The organism is Streptococcus mitis, assembly GCF_003942965.1.
Taxonomy (GTDB): domain Bacteria; phylum Bacillota; class Bacilli; order Lactobacillales; family Streptococcaceae; genus Streptococcus; species Streptococcus mitis_BH.
In genome coordinates this window covers 1-18,714 of the sequence record NZ_RJOG01000026.1, presented here as the reverse complement: position 1 = coordinate 18,714, position 18,714 = coordinate 1, and the positions used below count along the sequence as shown (strand labels likewise).

Genomic DNA, 18,714 nt, shown 5'->3' with positions numbered 1-18,714 from the left:
ATTATAGCACTTTGTGGTAGCAGTTCAAGAAGGAAAAGAAAATATAGATGTTATATTTTCTAACACGAAAAAATAAAAATTTGCCTTTTTTTACTTTTTCTGATATAATGGGAAAATATTCGGAAAAGGAGACTAAAAATGAAGAAAAAATTTCTAGCATTTTTGCTAATTTTATTCCCAATTTTCTCATTAGGTATTGCAAAAGCAGAGACGATTAAGATTGTTTCTGATACCGCCTATGCACCTTTTGAGTTTAAAGATTCAGATCAAACTTATAAAGGAATTGATGTTGACATTATCAACAAAGTGGCTGAGATTAAAGGATGGAACATTCAGATGTCCTATCCTGGATTTGACGCAGCGGTCAATGCGGTTCAAGCTGGTCAAGCTGACGCTATCATGGCAGGGATGACAAAGACTAAAGAACGTGAAAAAGTTTTCACCATGTCTGATACTTACTATGATACAAAAGTTGTCATTGCAACTACTAAGTCACACAAGATTAGTAAATATGACCAATTAAAAGGAAAAACTGTTGGTGTTAAAAACGGAACAGCCGCTCAACGTTTCCTTGAAAGTATCAAGGATAAATACGGTTTTACTATTAAAACATTTGACACTGGTGATTTGATGAACAACAGCTTGAGTGCTGGTGCCATTGATGCTATGATGGATGATAAACCTGTTATCGAATATGCCATCAACCAAGGTCAAGACCTCCATATTGAAATGGATGGGGAAGCTGTAGGTAGTTTTGCTTTCGGTGTTAAAAAAGGAAGCAAATACGAGCATCTGGTTACTGAATTTAACCAAGCCTTGGCTGAAATGAAAAAAGATGGTAGTCTTGATAAAATCATCAAGAAATGGACTGCTTCATCATCTTCAGCAGTGCCAACTACAACGACTGCAGCTGGTCTAAAAGCAACTCCTGTTAAAGCTAAATACATCATTGCCAGCGATTCTTCTTTTGCGCCTTTTGTGTTCCAAAACTCAAGCAACCAATTTACTGGTATTGATATGGACTTGATTAAGGCCATCGCTAAAGACCAAGGTTTTGAAATTGAAATCACCAACCCAGGTTTCGATGCAGCGATTAGCGCTGTTCAAGCTGGTCAAGCAGATGGTATCATTGCTGGTATGTCTGTCACAGATGCTCGTAAGGCAACTTTTGACTTCTCAGAATCCTACTACACTGCTAATACTATCCTTGGTGTCAAAGAATCAAGCACTATTGCTTCTTATGAAGATTTGAAAGGGAAGACAGTCGGTGTTAAAAATGGAACTGCTTCTCAAACCTTCCTAACAGAAAATCAAAGCAAATACGGTTACAAAATCAAAACCTTCGCTGATGGTTCGTCAATGTATGATAGTTTAAACACTGGTGCCATTGATGCCGTTATGGATGATGAGCCTGTTCTCAAATATTCTATCAGCCAAGGTCAAAAATTGAAAACTCCAATCGCTGGAACTCCAATCGGTGAAACAGCCTTTGCCGTTAAAAAAGGAGCAAATCCAGAATTGATTGAAATGTTCAATAACGGACTTGCAAACCTTAAAGCAAACGGAGAATTCCAAAAGATTCTTGATAAATACCTAGCTAGTGAGTCTTCAACTGCTTCAACAAGCACTGTTGATGAGACAACTATCTGGGGCTTGCTTCAAAACAACTATAAACAACTCCTTAGCGGGCTTGGTATCACTCTTGCTCTAGCTCTTATCTCATTTGCTATTGCCATTGTTATCGGGATTATCTTCGGTATGTTTAGCGTTAGCCCATACAAATCTCTTCGTGTGATTTCTGAGATTTTCGTTGACGTTATCCGTGGTATTCCATTGATGATTCTTGCAGCCTTCATCTTCTGGGGAATTCCAAACTTCATCGAGTCTATCACAGGCCAACAAAGTCCAATTAACGACTTTGTAGCTGGGACTATTGCCCTCTCACTCAATGCGGCTGCTTATATCGCTGAAATCGTTCGTGGTGGTATTCAGGCCGTTCCAGTTGGTCAAATGGAAGCCAGCCGAAGCTTAGGTATCTCTTATGGAAAAACCATGCGTAAGATTATCTTGCCACAAGCAACTAAATTGATGTTGCCAAACTTTGTTAACCAATTCGTTATCGCTCTTAAAGATACAACCATCGTATCTGCTATCGGTTTGGTTGAACTCTTCCAAACTGGTAAGATTATCATTGCCCGTAACTACCAAAGTTTCAAGATGTATGCAATCCTTGCTATCTTCTATCTTGTAATTATCACACTTTTGACTAGACTAGCGAAACGCTTAGAAAAGAGGATTCGTTAATGGCAAAATTAAAAATTGATGTAAATGATTTACATAAGTATTATGGAAAAAATGNGGTTTTAAAAGGAATTACAACTAAGTTCTATGAAGGAGATGTTGTTTGTATCATCGGCCCTTCGGGTTCTGGTAAGTCAACCTTCCTCCGTAGCCTTAATCTTCTAGAAGAAGTCACTAGTGGTCACATCACTGTGAACGGTTATGACTTAACTGAAAAAACAACTAACGTTGACCACGTCCGTGAAAATATCGGAATGGTGTTCCAACACTTTAACCTCTTCCCTCATATGTCTGTATTGGACAACATTACCTTTGCTCCTATTGAGCACAAGTTAATGACTAAGGAAGAAGCTGAGAAATTGGGAATGGAATTGCTTGAGAAGGTTGGGCTAGCAGATAAAGCTAATGCTAACCCAGATAGCCTATCAGGTGGTCAAAAACAACGTGTGGCTATCGCTCGTGGACTAGCAATGAATCCAGACATCATGCTCTTTGATGAACCAACTTCTGCCCTTGACCCTGAGATGGTCGGAGACGTACTAAACGTTATGAAGGAATTGGCTGAGCAAGGTATGACCATGATTATCGTAACCCATGAGATGGGATTTGCCCGTCAGGTTGCCAACCGTGTTATCTTTACTGCAGATGGCGAGTTCCTTGAAGACGGAACACCTGATCAAATCTTTGATAACCCGCAACACCCACGTCTGAAAGAGTTCTTGGACAAGGTCTTAAACGTCTAAACTCAAACTGTAAGGATTTCCTTGCAGTTTTTTTCTATCTCGTATTGGATTTTTTGATTTTTCGGAAAATTATGTTAGAATTAAGTTTATGAAATGAGATTTCCTCATACCTAGCAAGACTAGGAATAAAAATAGAAATTAGGTAGCTAGATGTCATCTAAGGTTATTGTTACAATTTTCGGTGCGAGTGGAGACCTGGCTAAACGCAAGCTCTACCCTTCCCTTTTTAGACTATATAAATCCGGCAATCTTTCCGAACACTTTGCAGTCATTGGAACTGCTCGTCGTCCTTGGAGCAAGGAATATTTTGAATCTGTTGTAGTCGAATCAATCCTTGATTTGGCAGATAGTACCGAACAGGCTCAGGAGTTCGCTAGTCACTTCTACTATCAAAGTCATGATGTCAATGATACAGAACACTACATTGCTTTGCGTCAATTGCAGGCTGAACTAAATGACAAGTACCAAGCTGAACACAACAAGCTCTTCTTCTTGTCTATGGCTCCTCAGTTCTTTGGAACTATCGCAAAACACCTCAAGTCTGAAAACATTGTGAACGGTAAAGGTTTTGAACGCTTAATCGTTGAAAAACCATTTGGTACAGATTACGCAACTGCAAGCAAGTTGAATGACGAGCTCCTAGCAACATTTGACGAAGAACAAATTTTCCGTATTGATCATTATCTTGGTAAGGAAATGATCCAAAGTATCTTTGCAGTTCGCTTTGCAAACTTGATTTTTGAAAACGTTTGGAACAAGGACTTTATCGACAATGTTCAAATTACCTTTGCGGAGCGCTTGGGTGTAGAAGAACGTGGTGGCTACTATGATGAGTCTGGTGCCCTCCGTGACATGGTACAGAACCACACTCTACAACTGCTTTCCCTCCTTGCCATGGACAAGCCAGCAAGCTTCACAAAAGACGAGATTCGTGCTGAAAAGATTAAGGTCTTTAAAAATCTCAATCATCCAACTGATGAAGAACTTAAAGAACATTTTATCCGTGGTCAATACCGTTCAGGTAAGATTGATGGCATGAAGTATATCTCTTACCGTAGCGAGCCAAATGTGAATCCAGAATCTACAACTGAAACCTTTGCATCTGGTGCCTTCTTTGTAGACAGCGATCGCTTCCGTGGTGTTCCTTTCTTCTTCCGTACTGGTAAACGTCTGACTGAAAAAGGAACTCATGTCAACATCGTCTTTAAACAAATGGATTCTATCTTTGGAGAACCACTTGCTCCAAACATTTTGACCATCTATATCCAACCAACAGAAGGCTTCTCTCTTAGCCTAAATGGGAAGCAAGTAGGAGAAGAATTCAACTTGGCTCCTAACTCACTTGATTACCGTACAGATGCGACCGCAACTGGTGCTTCTCCAGAACCATACGAGAAATTGATTTATGATGTCCTAAATAACAACTCAACTAACTTTAGCCACTGGGATGAAGTTGGTGCGTCATGGAAATTGATTGATCGTATCGAAGAGCTCTGGGCTGAAAATGGTGCCCCACTTCATGACTATAAAGCTGGAAGCATGGGACCTCAAGCTAGCTTTGACTTACTTGAAAAATTCGGTGCCAAATGGACTTGGCAACCAGATATCGCCTATCGTCAAGATGGTAGACTTGAATAAAAAATTTCCTGCAAGATAACCTTGCAGGATTTTCTTTATCATCAAATTAAGCCTTCCAAGAGACCCTTCATAAAGTTTTCTGAGTTAAACTCTCCAATATCATCGATTTTTTCACCAAAACCAATCAATTTTACAGGAATATTGAGTTCTTCACGGATGGCTAGAACAACACCACCTCGGGCAGTTCCATCAATCTTAGTCAAGACAATTCCAGTTAATGGCGTGATTTTCGAAAATTCTTTGGCCTGTACCAGGGCATTTTGACCTGTTGATGCATCAAGTGCCAAGAAGGTTTCATGGGGTGCCTCTGGCACAACACGTTTAATGATACGACCAATCTTCTCCAACTCAGCCATGAGGTTGTCCTTGTTTTGCAAACGACCAGCAGTATCAATCATGAGAATATCGATACCTTCAGCCACGGCACGTTCCATTCCATCAAATACTACACTGGCTGGGTCAGCTTTTTCAGGTCCAGTTACAACTGGAACGTCAACACGACGGCCCCATTCAGCTAGCTGGGCTACCGCTCCTGCACGGAAGGTATCTGCCGCAACCAGCATGACCTTCTTACCAGCTTGTTTGTAGCGGTGGGCTAGTTTCCCGATAGAAGTTGTTTTCCCAACACCATTAACCCCAACAAAGAGCATGACTGTCAAGCCATCTTGGAAGTGGATACTTTCATCGTAGTTGCCATCCTTTTCATAAAGCTCAACCAATTTCTCAATAATGACACGACGTAGTGCGTCGGGTTTCTTAGCGTTTTCAAGCTTGGCTTCGTAGCGGAGCTCCTCTGTTAAGTTAGAAGCGACTTGGACACCAACGTCACTCATAATCAGCAGTTCTTCCAGTTCCTCAAAGAATTCTTCATCAACAGAGCGGAAGTTGGCAAAGAAAGCATTCAAGCGAGCTCCGAAGCCTGTACGAGTTTTCTTAAGACTGCGGTCATATTTTTCCTGAACGGTTTCTTCTGCTTGAGGCCTTTCTGCTTCAAGAACTTCAATGCTATTTTCTTCTTCAGCTTCTATGAACTCAGGATTTTCTTCCTCTGAGACTTCTTCTGAGTTTGGAAATTCTTCGACTTCTTCTTGAGAAACTTCTACAGTTGACTCTGAATTCTGACTCTCTTCAACTGTCTCTTGATTGTCCACTTCTTCGAGCACAGCTTCTTCAGAACTTTCAACCTCTGCTTCTTCATGAGGAAGTTCCTCAGCTTCTGTTAAGGCAGGCTCAACATCTTCAGACAAATCAAGATTTTCCAGAGCTTCTTTTACAACTTCTTTGATTTTAGGTTCTTCTTTTTTTCCGAATAGACGGTCAAATAATCCCATATCTTAGTTCTCCTTTAGCACATATTCTTCGATAGCCCAGGCGACAGCCTCTTCATCATTGGTCATTGGTGTCACTACATTTGCGACTGCCTTGACTTCAGGAACAGAATTTTGCATGGCAACACCGAGTCCCGCCCACTCAATCATAGAGAGGTCATTGGCCTCATCTCCACAAGCCATCACTTGACTTTGTTCAATTCCAAGATGGCTGATTAGTTTTGCTAAACCTGTTGCTTTATGAACATTCTTTGGTGACCACTCTAGCAACATTTCACGTGATTTAAATATTTCATATTGGTCAAACAATTCTGGAGAAATCTTCTGAATAGCTGCATCCAAGGGTTCTTGAGCAAAGGCAGTCACGCACTTATTGTAAGTCATTTGACTAGACAAGTCTTCAAAGTCCAATGGAACAAAGGTCAATGCTGGATTGAATTTGGCATAAAGACTTTCTTGGTCCGATTGGATTTGATAAACAGTTCCTTCTGAGATGGCATCAAGAGGCAGTGATAATTTCTCTGTTTCCTCATACAAGCGTGCCACATCATCATATGAAAAGACTGTTTTATCAAGGATTTCACCTGTATTTTTCTGAACTAAACCACCATTAAAAGTAATCGTATACTCATCTTCGTGGCCGTCAGTCCCTAGCTCATGGAGAAAGAAATCCATGGCTTTTAAGGGACGACCAGTTGTCAATACGACCTTGATACCACGATCACGCGCAGCTTTCAAGGTTGCCTTGGTACGATCCGTCAGCCTTTTATCAGTAGTCAGCAAGGTCCCGTCCAAGTCCAATGCAATCAATTTTATATCTGCCATTATAAGCCCTCCATATAAGCTATAACCGACTGGTCCTTATGGTGACCAATAACTGTCTCTGCTAATTCTAAAATTTCTGGTCGTGCATTCTCAGGAGCTACTGGATATCCCACAACCTGCATCATATGCAAGTCATTTAGATTGTCTCCAAAAGCCATGACCTGATCCATTGTGATGCCAAGTTTTTTAGCTAATTCAACAATAGCCACACCCTTATCGACATAGTCCAGAACAATATCAATGGATTCAAAGCCAGTTGTCATGGCCTTAACACCAGGGACATTTTCATTAACCCAAGCCTCACCAGCTTCTAGTGTTTCTTCTGTGAAGTTGGTTGTAAATTTGAAAATATCATCTGTGATATCTTCCAAACTCGCTACTTTTTGGATATTTTCATTATAGTGCTGGCTCTCTTTCAAATAGGTCGCATCAACCGTATCTAGCACATAAGAGCCCTTCTTGCCCGTCAAGAGCAATTTATTGATATCTACATAAGGTGACGTTTTCAGCCTTTCAAAAGTCGTCAAATAAAAGTCACGAGACATGGTCGCTTCATACAAGTCTTGACCTTGATATTCGACCAAACTGCCATTTTCCGCGATGAAAATAATATCATCACGAACATCAGAAAATAATTTTTCTAGAGACAGAAATCCGCGCCCTGAAGCTACCGCAAAGTAAATCCCTTTTTCCTTGTAGGAAACCAAGAGAGACTTGAGGCGGTCCATATCAAAGCATCCATACTCATCTAGGAAGGTTCCGTCCATATCCGTTGCTACTAGTTTAATCATAAAATCTTTCTTACTCCGATTAGTAAATCTATCTCCTATTATACCATAGATAAGTAGAAAAAGGACTAGTCTATCAGCTTTGCTTCTCTTTTATCCTTCTCTACTAGCTAGTGCTGTTTCTAACTTTTAAAAAGCTCGTAAAATTAAAATCGTGCAACTTTTTTCAGATACTTTTAAAAGATTGATTTCATTACCTCTTTCCTTTATACTGGATAAAAAGGAGAATAATATGTCAGAAACAAATCACGAAATTGATTCAAATTTTGCAGGTCGTTTAAATATCCTGCGTGCTGGTGTTCTTGGTGCCAATGATGGGATTATTTCCATTGCTGGTGTGGTTATCGGAGTTGCCAGTGCTACGAGTAATATCTGGATTATCTTTTTATCAGGATTTGCAGCTATCTTAGCTGGTGCCTTTTCAATGGCTGGTGGAGAATATGTATCTGTTTCAACCCAAAAAGATACCGAGGAAGCAGCCGTTGCGCGTGAGCAAGTCTTGCTAGACCAAGATATGGAACTAGCCAAAAAGTCTCTCTATGCAGCCTATATCCAAAATGGAGAATGTGAAACCTCTGCTCAACTCTTGACCAACAAAGCCTTTTTAAATAATCCGCTCAAGGCTTTGGTAGAGGAAAAATATGGGATTGAGTATGAAGAATTTACCAATCCTTGGCATGCTGCTATCTCTAGCTTTATTTCTTTTTTCCTTGGTAGCTTACCACCCATGCTTTCAATTACCATTTTCCCAAGTGAATACCGCATCCCTGCTACTGTCCTTATTGTCGGTGTGGCCCTTCTTCTCACTGGCTACACTAGTGCCAGACTTGGAAAGGCTCCAACCAAAACAGCTATGATTCGGAACCTTGCTATTGGTCTCTTGACTATGGGAGTTACCTTCCTGCTCGGACAACTTTTCAGCATTTAGAACACAAAAAACACCTCGATTTTGAAGTCGAGGTATCTTTTTTTACATTTGCACAATCTTGCGATAGCTTCTAGAAGTAATCATGAAAATCAGCACATAGGCGATGAGGAAGATAGCGCAGATAGACAAGGTCACAATCAACATCATATTCGTATCTATTACACCAATCACTTTTAAAATCAGACTAAGCATATGGTAGGCAAAGGCGAGATGTATGAAGGCAAAAAGCAAAGGAAGGAAGAAAACAGTTAAAACCTGTTTGTTGATGGTTTGCTTGATTTGCTTTTGATCTAAACCGACTTTCTGCAAGATAATAAAGCGTTCACGGTCTTCATAGCCTTCAGAAATTTGTTTGTAATAGATGACCAGAACGGTTCCGACCATAAAGATAATGGATAGGAAAATACCGATAAAGAAGACACCACCAAAGAGGGCACTCATTTGAGCACTAGCATCTGCTAGATTGCTACCATACACATAGCTACCTTCAGTGTTTAATTGAGCATTAAACTTTTGTAAGTATTTTTCATATTCTTCAGCGACTTTGAGTTGTTCTTCTTCACTGATATTTACATTTATACCACCGTAAAGCTGATTATAGATAGCCGAATCTGGAAATTGGTCTAAAAATGCTTGTAAATCAGGTACAACAAGGTAATTGTAATCAGTAGTAAAAATATTAAACTGATTTGGGACATGGTTCACAATAAAATCTGTATTAAATTCTTCTTTTACAGAAAATTGATGGTTATTTAGAGTTAGAGCTTTCTGTCCTTTCAGTCCATCATTCTTAGCGAAGAGGCCGACCTCATTGCCTGATAGAGAAAGCTTCTGACCAGTCATATTTTCATAGTCTTTTTGGTCAAATACCATGAAGACTGTTTTAGGTTGGACACGATTTTGTCCCCTTTCAAAAATGGTTAACTTGGTTCCTTCTTGATTTGCAATACCAAAGTTACTGTAACGAAGCACTTCTTTCTCTTTGACACTATAACCTTTGTCACTTGCAAACTGGCTCAAGAGTTTGTCCAAATCTTCTTTTTCAACATTTTGTCCAGTAATTCCAAAGTCATGCGGATTCATCACTTTTTTAAAGGATTCTGAAGCATTGAAAATGCTTGTCGCTGCTGACATGGTTACCAAAACCATTGTTGACAAAATAGCGATAGTTGCTAGACCAACCGCATTTTTCTTCATACGGAAAATCAAGTTAGAGACTGAGATAAGGTTATTTGGTTGGTAATAGTATTTCTTATTTTTCTTTAAGATTTGAAGGAAAACGGTAATCCCTGCATTGAACAAAAGATAGGTACCAAAGATAACTAGTAAAACAGCTAAGAAGAAGGTTGTTAAGGCTGTAAGAGGATCTTTTACCGTAAGGGCAAGATAATAGCCAATCCCTAAACTTATGGAACCAAAAATAGTTTGTAGAGGTAGGAAACGACCTTTTTTCTCACCACTAGCTTTTTCACGAGAAAGCTGGAGGGCATTCATACGTGCGATTCGAAGAGCATTCAGGAACATGAGGCCTAGGAAAATCAAACCGAAGACAACAAGTACTGCAATGACAACATTCATTTGGAAGGTAGCGACCAGTTCAACCTTCAATTTCATCAGTTTGAGCAAGAAAGCGAAAATTAACTTGTCAAACAAGGCTCCAATACCGATACCCGCTCCAACAGTTAGAATCCCAAATACCACTAACTCCTTAAAGGTCATACTGATAAGATGACGCTTCTCCAAGCCCAACATGCCATAAATTCCTAGTTCCTTGGAACGGTTCTTCATGACAAAACTATTGGCATAAAGGACGATAATGGCTGACGCAAGGGTGACGACAAACATACCAAATCCAAGAGTAGCTTGAATGGTTGTCCCTCCACGGATTTCCGAAATCTTGGGATTGAAGGTTAGAGAGTAAAAGAGATAGGTGACGGTGACTGCCAAGAGAACAGCCAGCGCAAAAGGATAGTAGAGTTTGCGGTTTTTAATCAAGTTCGACACCGCTAACTTATTGGTTAATCGAAACATACTAATTCACCTCGCTTGCCATGACAGTCAAGGTATCAGAAATTTCTTGGAACATCTGACGTTCTGTCTTCTCTCCACGGTAGATTTGATTGTAAAGAATGCCGTCTTTGATAAAGAGCACACGCTTAGCCCTGCTAGCTGCTGCTGTTGAGTGGGTTACCATGAGAATGGTTTGGCCACGCTCATTGATTTCATCAAAGACATCAAGTAAGGCTGCAGATGACTTGGAATCAAGGGCTCCTGTTGGCTCGTCCGCAAGGAGAATTTCAGGCTCTGTGATGATGGCGCGGGCTACTGCTACACGCTGTTTCTGCCCACCTGAGATTTCGTAAGGATACTTCTCTTGCAATTGGTTGATACCCAGATTCTCAGCTGTCACCACCAATTTCTTCATCATTTCCGTAATGGGTCTTCTTGACAAGACCAGCGGAAGCAAGATATTGTCTTTAACAGACAGAGTATCTAGCAAGTTAAAGTCTTGGAAGACAAAGCCCAACTTTTCACGACGGAAGCTTGAAGCCTGTGAATTTTTAATGGTTGCTGTATCAGTTCCATTCAGGTAAACCTGACCACGACTTGGTTTATCCAGCATAGCTAGGATATTGAGAAGAGTGGATTTACCAGAACCAGACTCACCCATGATAGCAACGTAGTCACCCTTTTCTACGGTAAAGTGAATATCCTTGAGAGCTTCTACTTGGTTGCCCTGAAAACGAGTTTTATAAATTTTTTGAACGTGTTTTACATCTAAAAGTGTCATGAGAATCTCCTTTCTTAATATCCCATCAAATGAAATGTTGTTTGCATCATAGCGCATCCCAGTTGAACGCGCTCGATTTCTTTCTGACTTGGTTTTCTAGTTTTCTTATGTAAGATTTGTTTCATGATGTTACTCCTTTGTTCTTTATGAGTCTAGTTTACATCAAAAAAAGACCGCTTGCCATAACCTAACCTTACAAAAGAGACTTTAATCTTACATTTTTGTAAGATTGGAGAATTTTTTGAAAATATCTACTATACGAAGTCCTATAATCACTTGTTTTATTTTTAAAAAAGGAGTAAAATATAATTGTGAAAGGGTTTTCTTCGATATCTTGTAAAACTTTAGTTTTTTAGTGCTTATTTTAAAAAGTAGTAAGCTATAATTCGCATAACTGCAATGAAGAGGGAGGTTGATCTCCCTCTTTTTAGAAAGAGGTTCCTATGAAACGTATATTTCTCTTCATCAGCAATCTTCTTCTGGCACTCTTTCTGATTGGTGCTTTGTCCTTTTGGAAAGATTCTCTTCCACAAATCCTGTTCCCAGGTGCAGCAGTATTAAGCGGTCAAGCAGATTATTCTACCGTTAAAGAAGAATTAAATAGTCTTGCTAAAGAACATAATAGTCTTATCGCAAGAACCATTTGGGAAGTAGATAGTGATGGAAAATCACAAACTTACTACGAAGTTTTTGGAGATGGAAAACTTCCAGACTGGATGCCTCAAGCAAGTCAAGAAAGTATCAATAAAAGTAATCTTCTCAACAATTACAATATTATCAGTGGATCGCTAACAAATCAAGAATTAGCTATTCACCTTAAACAACTTGGACTAGAAAAAGTTAACACATTTGAAAATAATAGAGTCTCCTTCGTATTGGCCCTCATTGCCCAACCCAATCAACTTACTAGTCTTTTCATTTTTTTATTAACCTTTTTATCACTTATTGTTATCGGACAGATTCAATCTCTCTCTCAATCAGGAATAAGACTGATTAATGGAGAACGTCTCAGAAATCTCTTCTTTCGTTCTATCATAAGAGACGGACTTGATATCCTTCTTTTCGGCTTGCCTGCTTTCCTAATAGCTAGTATTTTAGTAATTTACCTAGGCTATCCTTATGAAATTCAGACTTTTTTAGTAATACTATTTATTTTTTATAATAGCCTGCTTCTCTTGCTAAGTCTTCTCATCGCTTTTCTTTTTACTATTTCTTTGAAAAGAGTTCATCTTATCTCAATCATTAAAGGAAAATTACCAATTAAGTCAATTTTACGTATTCTTTACTTTGGTCAAGCTCTGTCTATCTTATTAGTTATTGTAGGATTTGGGCGCTTGTCCATTGATCATCATATATTTATGAAAAATGAGGCTGGACAAGCTACTTGGAAACAACACTCCAATATTGTTAATCTTCAAACAGGTCGTTCAAGTCAAAGAAAAAATATAGATGAACTCAAAATGAATGCTAATAAATGGTTTGACTTTATTCAATATTCTTTAGAAAATGGAAATGCCTTTCTAGTCAAACATAATCTCGCTATTCAAGCTATAAAACATTCTCTTTCAACTCATAATGATTCTGAACAAAATCCCTATGACTTGGAAGGGAAAAATATTCTCTATGTAACACCTGACTACTTCAAAAAAGAAGGTATAGAGTTAACATCAGAAACCTTTAAAAAAATCAATAATCTAAAAGATGGACAGGTTCTTGTAATACTACCTCAAGAACAAAAGAAAAATGAGGAACAAATAAAACAAAACATACAAGAAGATTTAACTAATCGATTATACAGTAGTGATACAAAGCATAGTGTCGAAGTTAATATAACTTATACTGATCAAAAAAAAGATGTATTCATTTATAATACTACCCATATTTCTTATGATCAATGGTTGTCAACCCCTATTTTTATCGTAGTTTCTCCTAAGGCACTTGGAAAAGATTCTTCTATATTTTGGTTTACGAATCTAGAATATCACTATTTTACCGATTTACAGCAAACACAAGAACTTTTGAAGTACTATCAACTTGATCATATGNTGTCTGGGCTATCATCTGCTAGGGAAACTTATCTCCAGTTAAATCAAAAAATTAAAATCGAAATTTATAGTAATTTAGCGAGTGCTATATTTGCTATTTTGACTTCAATTTTGCTGTTTACAAGTTTAAACCTACTCTATTTTGAAGCCTTTCGCAAAGCCATATTCTTGAAAAAAATAGCTGGCTATTATTTCTTAGAATTACATAGCAGATATATCATTTCTCAGATAATCGCTCTCTTCATTGGAAGTAGTATAGCACTATATATCTCTAAGAATTTATGGATTACGCTGTTTCTATTTCTCAGCTTTTCAAGTTTAGCTATTCTTCTATTAAAAATTTGTGATAAAAAGGAAACTAAAACTTATGCTAGTATTATCAAAGGAGGATAGTATGATTGAATTACAACATATTTGGAAACAATTTGGTTCTCGTGTCATTTTTTCAGACTTGAGTCTTAACTTTCAAAGTGGTATGGTGTATGCTTTGATAGGAGATAGTGGTTGTGGAAAAACCACTTTGCTGAATATGCTAGCAAAACTAGAAACTTTCGACAAAGGGGAAATATTTTACAAAGGAAATCCTTTGACTTCAATAAAAAATGAGGAATATTATCGTAATGAACTAGGCTATCTCTTCCAGAACTTTGGACTATTAGAAAGTCAGACCATTCGAGAAAACCTTGAGCTGGGAATGATTGGTAAAAAAAAGAACAAGAAACAAGAAAAAGAGAGACTTTTTCTTCAAGCACTGCAAGCTGTAAGACTGGATTATCTAAGTCTCAACCAAAAAATCTATGAATTATCTGGTGGTGAAGCTCAACGCGTAGCACTTGCCAAGATTATCCTAAAAAATCCTCCTTTAATTCTAGCTGATGAACCAACCGCCTCACTAGATCCTAAAAATTCCAAGGAAATTATGGAACTTCTCCTTGAACTTCGCAATGCTAATAGAACAATCATCATCGCAACTCACAATCCTAGTATTTGGAAAATGGCTGATCAGGTAATTCGTCTTTCTAAAGACGAAACAGATTATAATTAAATACCAAAATCCCTTGTCGCTAAATAGCAACAAGGGATTTTCAGTCATTTATGTCACTTCTTTTAAATAGTGCAAATAATAAATATTTCCTTATTTACCTCACCAAAACCAGCCTTCATTATCGTCAATGGCTTGGGCTTCTTTGCGTTTTCGTGGGCCTGTTCCGTACATTTCTGCTTCGATTTCTTCCTTGGTAGGCATGATAGAAGCTAGGATGATATAGATAATCACGCCAAGTCCAAAGTTTGCAACTGTAAAAATGGCAAACAGAAAACGAACAAGAGTAACATCAAAGTTCCACTTGTCTGACAGACCTGCCAAAACTCCTGAAATCATGCGATTTCGTCTCATTTTATAAAATTTACTGTTCATGATATTTCCTCTTTCTGCTAGGTTAGACATAGTATATCACGGGTAGGCTCGGCTTTCATCAGTCCTCAGGCTGATTTACTAGTAGCAATTTACCTCGACAAACTCCACAGCGATAGCGTTTAGTATCAATCCTTCTCTTGCGCTGATACCTTTGCTGGCAGGATTGGCAACGATAAAGCTTGAGTGGTTTAGAGTGGCTATTGGGCAAGGTTGGAACAAAGCGTAATCCATCCACTGCTTTCAACAGTTCCTTAAAATCCCGATCCTTGTGTTGATAGCCCTTCCCTTGAAAATAGAGGTGATAGTGACAGAGTTCATGGCGAACAATTTTCCTAAAAACGTCTAAACCCAGTTCCTGATAAACCTTGGGATTAAAATCCAAATGCCCATCTTTGGGGAAAAATCGCCCACCTGTCGAACGTAGACGAGAATTCCACTGAGCTTGATGGATAAAAGGTCTACCGAAGTCTCCTAGTGAAACCTGCTTAACGTAATCAGTCAGTTTCATTTGGAGCTAGAAGCGACAGATTGACTTTTTCACGTTCAGTATCAATTTTCTTAACCCAAACCGTTACCAAATCACCAACGGATACCACTTGGCTGGGATGCTTGATAAACTTCCGACTCATATGGGAAATATGAATCAGACCGTCTTCGTGAATTCCAATGTCAACGAAGGCACCAAAGTCAACTACATTACGCACCACACCCTCTAGCTTCTGACCAACCACTAGATCCTTGATATCTAGGACATCTTGGCGAAGCACAGGTGCGTCAAAGGAATCACGGAAATCTCGACCTGGTTTGAGAAGGTCAGCAATGATATCTTTAAGGGTTTCTGGACCAAGTTCTAGTTCTTGCGCCATTTCCTTGACAGAAAGGGACTTGAGTTTGCTTTGGGCTTCTTCATTCAGATCCTTGATGTCTAAGCGTTTGAAGAGTTCCTTAACGGCAGCGTAATTTTCTGGGTGAACTCCTGTATTATCAAGGATATTGCTACTTTCTGGGATACGGAGGAAACCAGCTGCCTGCTCAAAGGCCTTAGCTCCCAGACGAGGAACTTTCTTGATTTGGGAGCGTGAAGTGATTTTTCCTTCTTCCTCACGGTATTTGACGATATTTTCAGAAATGGTTTTATTAAGTCCAGCTACGTGGGAAAGAAGAGCTGGGCTGGCCGTATTGACATTGACACCGACTTGGTTAACCACCGTATCCACGACAAAGTCCAGACTTTCAGATAGTTTCTTCTGACTGACATCATGCTGGTATTGGCCGACACCGATTGACTTAGGATCGATTTTAACCAATTCAGCAAGGGGATCTTGCAAACGACGGGCGATAGAGATGGCAGAGCGTTTTTCAACGGTCAAGTCTGGGAACTCCTGACGAGCAAGTTCACTGGCAGAATAGACCGAAGCGCCACTTTCATTGACGATAACATAGCTGACTTCAGGAAAATCTTTCAGAACATCCGCCACAAAGGCTTCACTTTCACGACTGGCCGTTCCATTTCCGATAGCAATGATTTCTACACCGTATTGACCAATCAAGTCTGCCAGATCTTTCTTAGCTTCTTCGATTTGTCGAGCAGAGGCTGGTTTTACAGGATAAATGACCTGAGTCGTCAGCATTTTTCCTGTAGCATCAACGACAGCTAGCTTGGCACCTGTACGAAAGGCAGGGTCAAATCCAAGAACCACGCGCCCTTTCAGCGGAGCAACCAAGAGAAGATTTCGCAGGTTGTCAGAAAAGAGTTGGATAGCTCCTTCTTCTGCCCTCTCAGTCAATTCTGTCCGAATGCGTCGCTCAATAGCAGGCAAGACTTTCTTTTTAACAGATTGCTGAACTACTTCATCAATATAGGCGTTTTTCACCTTGAAACGAGTAGCAAAGAAAGCTAGAATGCGGTCCGTCGCATGTTCAAAACCTACCTTCAAGACACCTAACTTCTCCCCACGATTGAGGGCCAAGGTTCGATAGCCTTGCATATTGCCAACCGTCTCTGAAAAATCATAATAAATCTGAAAAATCTGCTTTTCATCAAGACTTTCATCCTTGACTTGGGAAGTAAGTTTAGAGTGTCTCAGCACTTCCTGATAAGTCATGGAACGCAAGGTCACATCTTCTGATAAGGCTTCAACCAAAATGTCAACTGCACCGGCCAAGGCTTCCTTACCAGTCGCAAATCCTTCACAGACAAACTTCTCAGCCTCTTTTTCTAAGTCCGCTACATTTTGCAAGATTAAGCGAGCAAGTGGGAAAAGTCCGGCTTCACGGGCAATGGTTGCCTTAGTCCGACGTTTTTCCTTGTATGGAAGATAGAGTTCTTCTACGTCTGCTAATTTTTCGGCAGCTAAGATAGCTTCTTCCAACTCCTTGGTCAGCTTGCCTTGTTCTTGAATCTTAGCCAAAACAGCTTCCTTACGGTCGTTGAGATTTGTCAGACTTTTATCCAAGTCAATAATGGCCTTAATCGCCACCTCATCCAGACTACCAGTCATGTCCTTGCGATAACGCGCGATAAAGGGAATAGTCGCCCCTTCGGCAGTCAAACTTAGAACGGTATCAATTTGCTTTAAAGTCACTCCCAAATCTTGGGAGATTTTTTCATATTTTTTATCCATGAATCTATTATACCACAAGCTAAACATTTCAAATTAGCTCACACAATGTTTAAAAACAATACGTGGGGAATGGATTTATATTCTATAGCACAAGAACTTCTACTTAGATAGCATTGCCACCTTTTTTTAACCAGGCCATAATATCAAAAGTATTTAATGGATCAGGCATAATAGCTAGTTCTGGAAGATGTTCCTGATCTGGAATAACACACTGACTTTTTAAATTTTTATATGGACGATTGACTAAAATTAATTTGTTAAAATAGGGAAGATTATCCATCTTACTTAAAATTTCCTCACTAGCTGAATCTTTATTATCAAATTTAAAATAGATATTATCCCAAACTATACGTTTTTTTCTTTTTTCCCACTTAGTTCTGGCTTCCTCAATACTAGAATAATGTAGAAAATGAATATCTATATCTCCTAAATGCCCTAAAGGATAAACTTCATGAGTCCAGCTCGGTGAAATAAGCTCCTCTTCGAAAACAAGTTCTTTTTCCATATAGTAACGAAAATCCTTTGTAAGTTTATAGTAATCATCAGGAAGAATAAATAAACCGACAAAAGGTGTTCTATATTGAAAGCCAAGTTGTTTATAGATTAATCCTCCAACACAATTATTACTTACAATCGTGAAATCTAATCTATCAAGGTCAAGGAAAGGTAAAATTCCTTTCTCTGCAGCTATCAACTTATGATAAACAATTTCAGAGTCTAAATGTTCACCGTCATTTTTTAACCAAGCACTAAAATTTGCCAATTCTTGAATATACTGTTTTTTTGATATTTCTATATCAAAGTTTTCTAAGGCGGAGCAATCTTTGATTCTACTTTCATAATTTTCTAATATTGTTTTATAGGAATCTTTGAGAGGTTTAGCATCTACAACAGGTTTATAAATATATGTCGGGAAATTAATATAAGTTGCAGTTTGAGATTGAATATAAAGTCTCCAAATAAGGTTGTTTATATCAAATTGCTTTATTTTTCGTAAAAGTTTACTATTGAATAATTTTCCGAACAATGAACAATATTGTTTTCTAATCCGATTATCTGTATCATCCATCTTTTGTAAAACTTGATAATTCGTTAAGTTTTCTGTCAGCCAATTATCTCCCCAAGGATAAAAATAAAATACTCCATCTACCAGATCAGCAAAATTACCAAGAACAACATCAGAATCAGATAATTTTATCGCGTGATACATCTTTTCAAATGTCCAATCAAATAATGAATCGTTTGAAGATAGAAATGTAATATAATCTCCTGTAATCATATCAGAC

At 38.7% G+C, this 18,714-nt stretch carries 15 protein-coding genes; 6 read left to right on the top strand and 9 right to left on the bottom strand.

Going from position 1 to position 18,714, the window contains the following annotated elements; genetic code table 11:
- The first annotated feature begins 138 nt into the window (after nt 1-138).
- From D8837_RS07825 to zwf, 3 genes are all read left to right on the top strand, one after another.
- Nucleotides 139-2,304, top strand: coding sequence for an ABC transporter substrate-binding protein/permease (locus D8837_RS07825; protein ID WP_125456705.1), 2,166 nt, complete (start codon nt 139-141; stop codon nt 2,302-2,304).
- Nucleotides 2,304-3,044 carry an amino acid ABC transporter ATP-binding protein gene (locus D8837_RS07820; protein WP_125456704.1) on the top strand — a complete coding sequence of 247 codons (741 nt, stop codon included), beginning with the start codon at nt 2,304-2,306 and terminating at the stop codon, nt 3,042-3,044. Before D8837_RS07825 ends, D8837_RS07820 begins: the two co-directional genes overlap by 1 nt.
- A gap of 150 nt (nt 3,045-3,194) precedes the next feature.
- Nucleotides 3,195-4,682, top strand: coding sequence for a glucose-6-phosphate dehydrogenase (gene zwf, locus D8837_RS07815; protein ID WP_125456703.1), 1,488 nt, complete (start codon nt 3,195-3,197; stop codon nt 4,680-4,682).
- Between the two features lie 41 nt (nt 4,683-4,723).
- On the opposite strand, the gene ftsY is transcribed toward zwf, so the two are convergent.
- Genes ftsY through D8837_RS07800 form a run of 3 tightly spaced genes read right to left on the bottom strand, consistent with a single transcriptional unit; the run spans nt 4,724 to nt 7,626 of the window.
- A complete protein-coding gene (ftsY, locus tag D8837_RS07810) occupies nt 4,724-6,013 on the bottom strand; it encodes a signal recognition particle-docking protein FtsY (protein WP_125456702.1) in 1,290 nt (429 codons plus the stop codon).
- Nucleotides 6,014-6,016: 3 nt separating this feature from the next.
- Nucleotides 6,017-6,835 (bottom strand): Cof-type HAD-IIB family hydrolase, encoded by an 819-nt coding sequence (locus D8837_RS07805; RefSeq protein ID WP_125456701.1) that lies wholly within the window; start codon nt 6,833-6,835, stop codon nt 6,017-6,019.
- Nucleotides 6,835-7,626: a Cof-type HAD-IIB family hydrolase gene (locus tag D8837_RS07800; RefSeq protein ID WP_125456700.1), complete on the bottom strand. Its 792-nt coding sequence runs from the start codon at nt 7,624-7,626 to the stop codon at nt 6,835-6,837. Before D8837_RS07800 ends, D8837_RS07805 begins: the two co-directional genes overlap by 1 nt.
- 229 nt (nt 7,627-7,855) lie before the next feature.
- On the opposite strand from D8837_RS07800, the gene D8837_RS07795 reads away from it, so the two are divergent.
- The gene (locus D8837_RS07795) at nt 7,856-8,551 is read left to right on the top strand and encodes a VIT1/CCC1 transporter family protein (RefSeq protein WP_000005264.1); all 696 of its coding nucleotides are present in this window, start codon (nt 7,856-7,858) and stop codon (nt 8,549-8,551) included.
- 42 nt (nt 8,552-8,593) lie between these two features.
- Here the strand turns inward: D8837_RS07795 and D8837_RS07790 are convergent, their stop codons facing one another.
- Both D8837_RS07790 and D8837_RS07785 read right to left on the bottom strand, forming a co-directional pair.
- A complete protein-coding gene (locus D8837_RS07790) occupies nt 8,594-10,582 on the bottom strand; it encodes an ABC transporter permease (RefSeq protein ID WP_125456699.1) in 1,989 nt (662 codons plus the stop codon).
- A 1-nt stretch (nt 10,583) separates the two neighbouring features.
- Entirely contained in the window at nt 10,584-11,342 is a 759-nt protein-coding gene (locus D8837_RS07785; RefSeq protein ID WP_000173358.1) for an ABC transporter ATP-binding protein, read from the bottom strand.
- A gap of 443 nt (nt 11,343-11,785) precedes the next feature.
- Here D8837_RS07785 and D8837_RS07780 point away from each other — a divergent pair, with 443 nt between their 5' ends.
- Nucleotides 11,786-13,780 carry a DUF1430 domain-containing protein gene (locus tag D8837_RS07780; RefSeq protein WP_125456698.1) on the top strand — a complete coding sequence of 665 codons (1,995 nt, stop codon included), beginning with the start codon at nt 11,786-11,788 and terminating at the stop codon, nt 13,778-13,780.
- A gap of 1 nt (nt 13,781) precedes the next feature.
- A complete protein-coding gene (locus D8837_RS07775) occupies nt 13,782-14,432 on the top strand; it encodes an ABC transporter ATP-binding protein (RefSeq protein WP_094753122.1) in 651 nt (216 codons plus the stop codon).
- 99 nt (nt 14,433-14,531) lie between these two features.
- On the opposite strand, the gene D8837_RS07770 is transcribed toward D8837_RS07775, so the two are convergent.
- From D8837_RS07770 to D8837_RS07755, 4 genes are all read right to left on the bottom strand, one after another.
- Nucleotides 14,532-14,804 (bottom strand): PspC domain-containing protein, encoded by a 273-nt coding sequence (locus tag D8837_RS07770; protein ID WP_001085044.1) that lies wholly within the window; start codon nt 14,802-14,804, stop codon nt 14,532-14,534.
- A gap of 58 nt (nt 14,805-14,862) precedes the next feature.
- Entirely contained in the window at nt 14,863-15,312 is a 450-nt protein-coding gene (locus tag D8837_RS07765) for a SprT family protein (RefSeq protein ID WP_049510523.1), read from the bottom strand.
- Nucleotides 15,299-17,428, bottom strand: coding sequence for a Tex family protein (locus D8837_RS07760; RefSeq protein WP_125456697.1), 2,130 nt, complete (start codon nt 17,426-17,428; stop codon nt 15,299-15,301). Before D8837_RS07760 ends, D8837_RS07765 begins: the two co-directional genes overlap by 14 nt.
- A 103-nt stretch (nt 17,429-17,531) precedes the next feature.
- Nucleotides 17,532-18,714: DUF1919 domain-containing protein (locus D8837_RS07755; RefSeq protein WP_260468887.1), on the bottom strand; the 1,183-nt coding region annotated here is incomplete at its 5' end.

What these genes read in the sequence shown, in the direction of transcription:
- D8837_RS07790 (WP_125456699.1), bottom strand. Translation starts at nt 10,582, where the DNA reads ATGTTTCGATTAACCAATAAGTTAGCGGTGTCGAACTTGATTAAAAAC.
- D8837_RS07775 (WP_094753122.1), top strand. Translation starts at nt 13,782, where the DNA reads ATGATTGAATTACAACATATTTGGAAACAATTTGGTTCTCGTGTCATT.
- D8837_RS07760 (WP_125456697.1), bottom strand. Translation starts at nt 17,428, where the DNA reads ATGGATAAAAAATATGAAAAAATCTCCCAAGATTTGGGAGTGACTTTA.
- zwf (WP_125456703.1), top strand. Translation starts at nt 3,195, where the DNA reads ATGTCATCTAAGGTTATTGTTACAATTTTCGGTGCGAGTGGAGACCTG.
- D8837_RS07785 (WP_000173358.1), bottom strand. Translation starts at nt 11,342, where the DNA reads ATGACACTTTTAGATGTAAAACACGTTCAAAAAATTTATAAAACTCGT.
- ftsY (WP_125456702.1), bottom strand. Translation starts at nt 6,013, where the DNA reads ATGGGATTATTTGACCGTCTATTCGGAAAAAAAGAAGAACCTAAAATC.
- D8837_RS07765 (WP_049510523.1), bottom strand. Translation starts at nt 15,312, where the DNA reads ATGAAACTGACTGATTACGTTAAGCAGGTTTCACTAGGAGACTTCGGT.
- D8837_RS07805 (WP_125456701.1), bottom strand. Translation starts at nt 6,835, where the DNA reads ATGGCAGATATAAAATTGATTGCATTGGACTTGGACGGGACCTTGCTG.
- D8837_RS07825 (WP_125456705.1), top strand. Translation starts at nt 139, where the DNA reads ATGAAGAAAAAATTTCTAGCATTTTTGCTAATTTTATTCCCAATTTTC.
- D8837_RS07795 (WP_000005264.1), top strand. Translation starts at nt 7,856, where the DNA reads ATGTCAGAAACAAATCACGAAATTGATTCAAATTTTGCAGGTCGTTTA.
- D8837_RS07770 (WP_001085044.1), bottom strand. Translation starts at nt 14,804, where the DNA reads ATGAACAGTAAATTTTATAAAATGAGACGAAATCGCATGATTTCAGGA.
- D8837_RS07800 (WP_125456700.1), bottom strand. Translation starts at nt 7,626, where the DNA reads ATGATTAAACTAGTAGCAACGGATATGGACGGAACCTTCCTAGATGAG.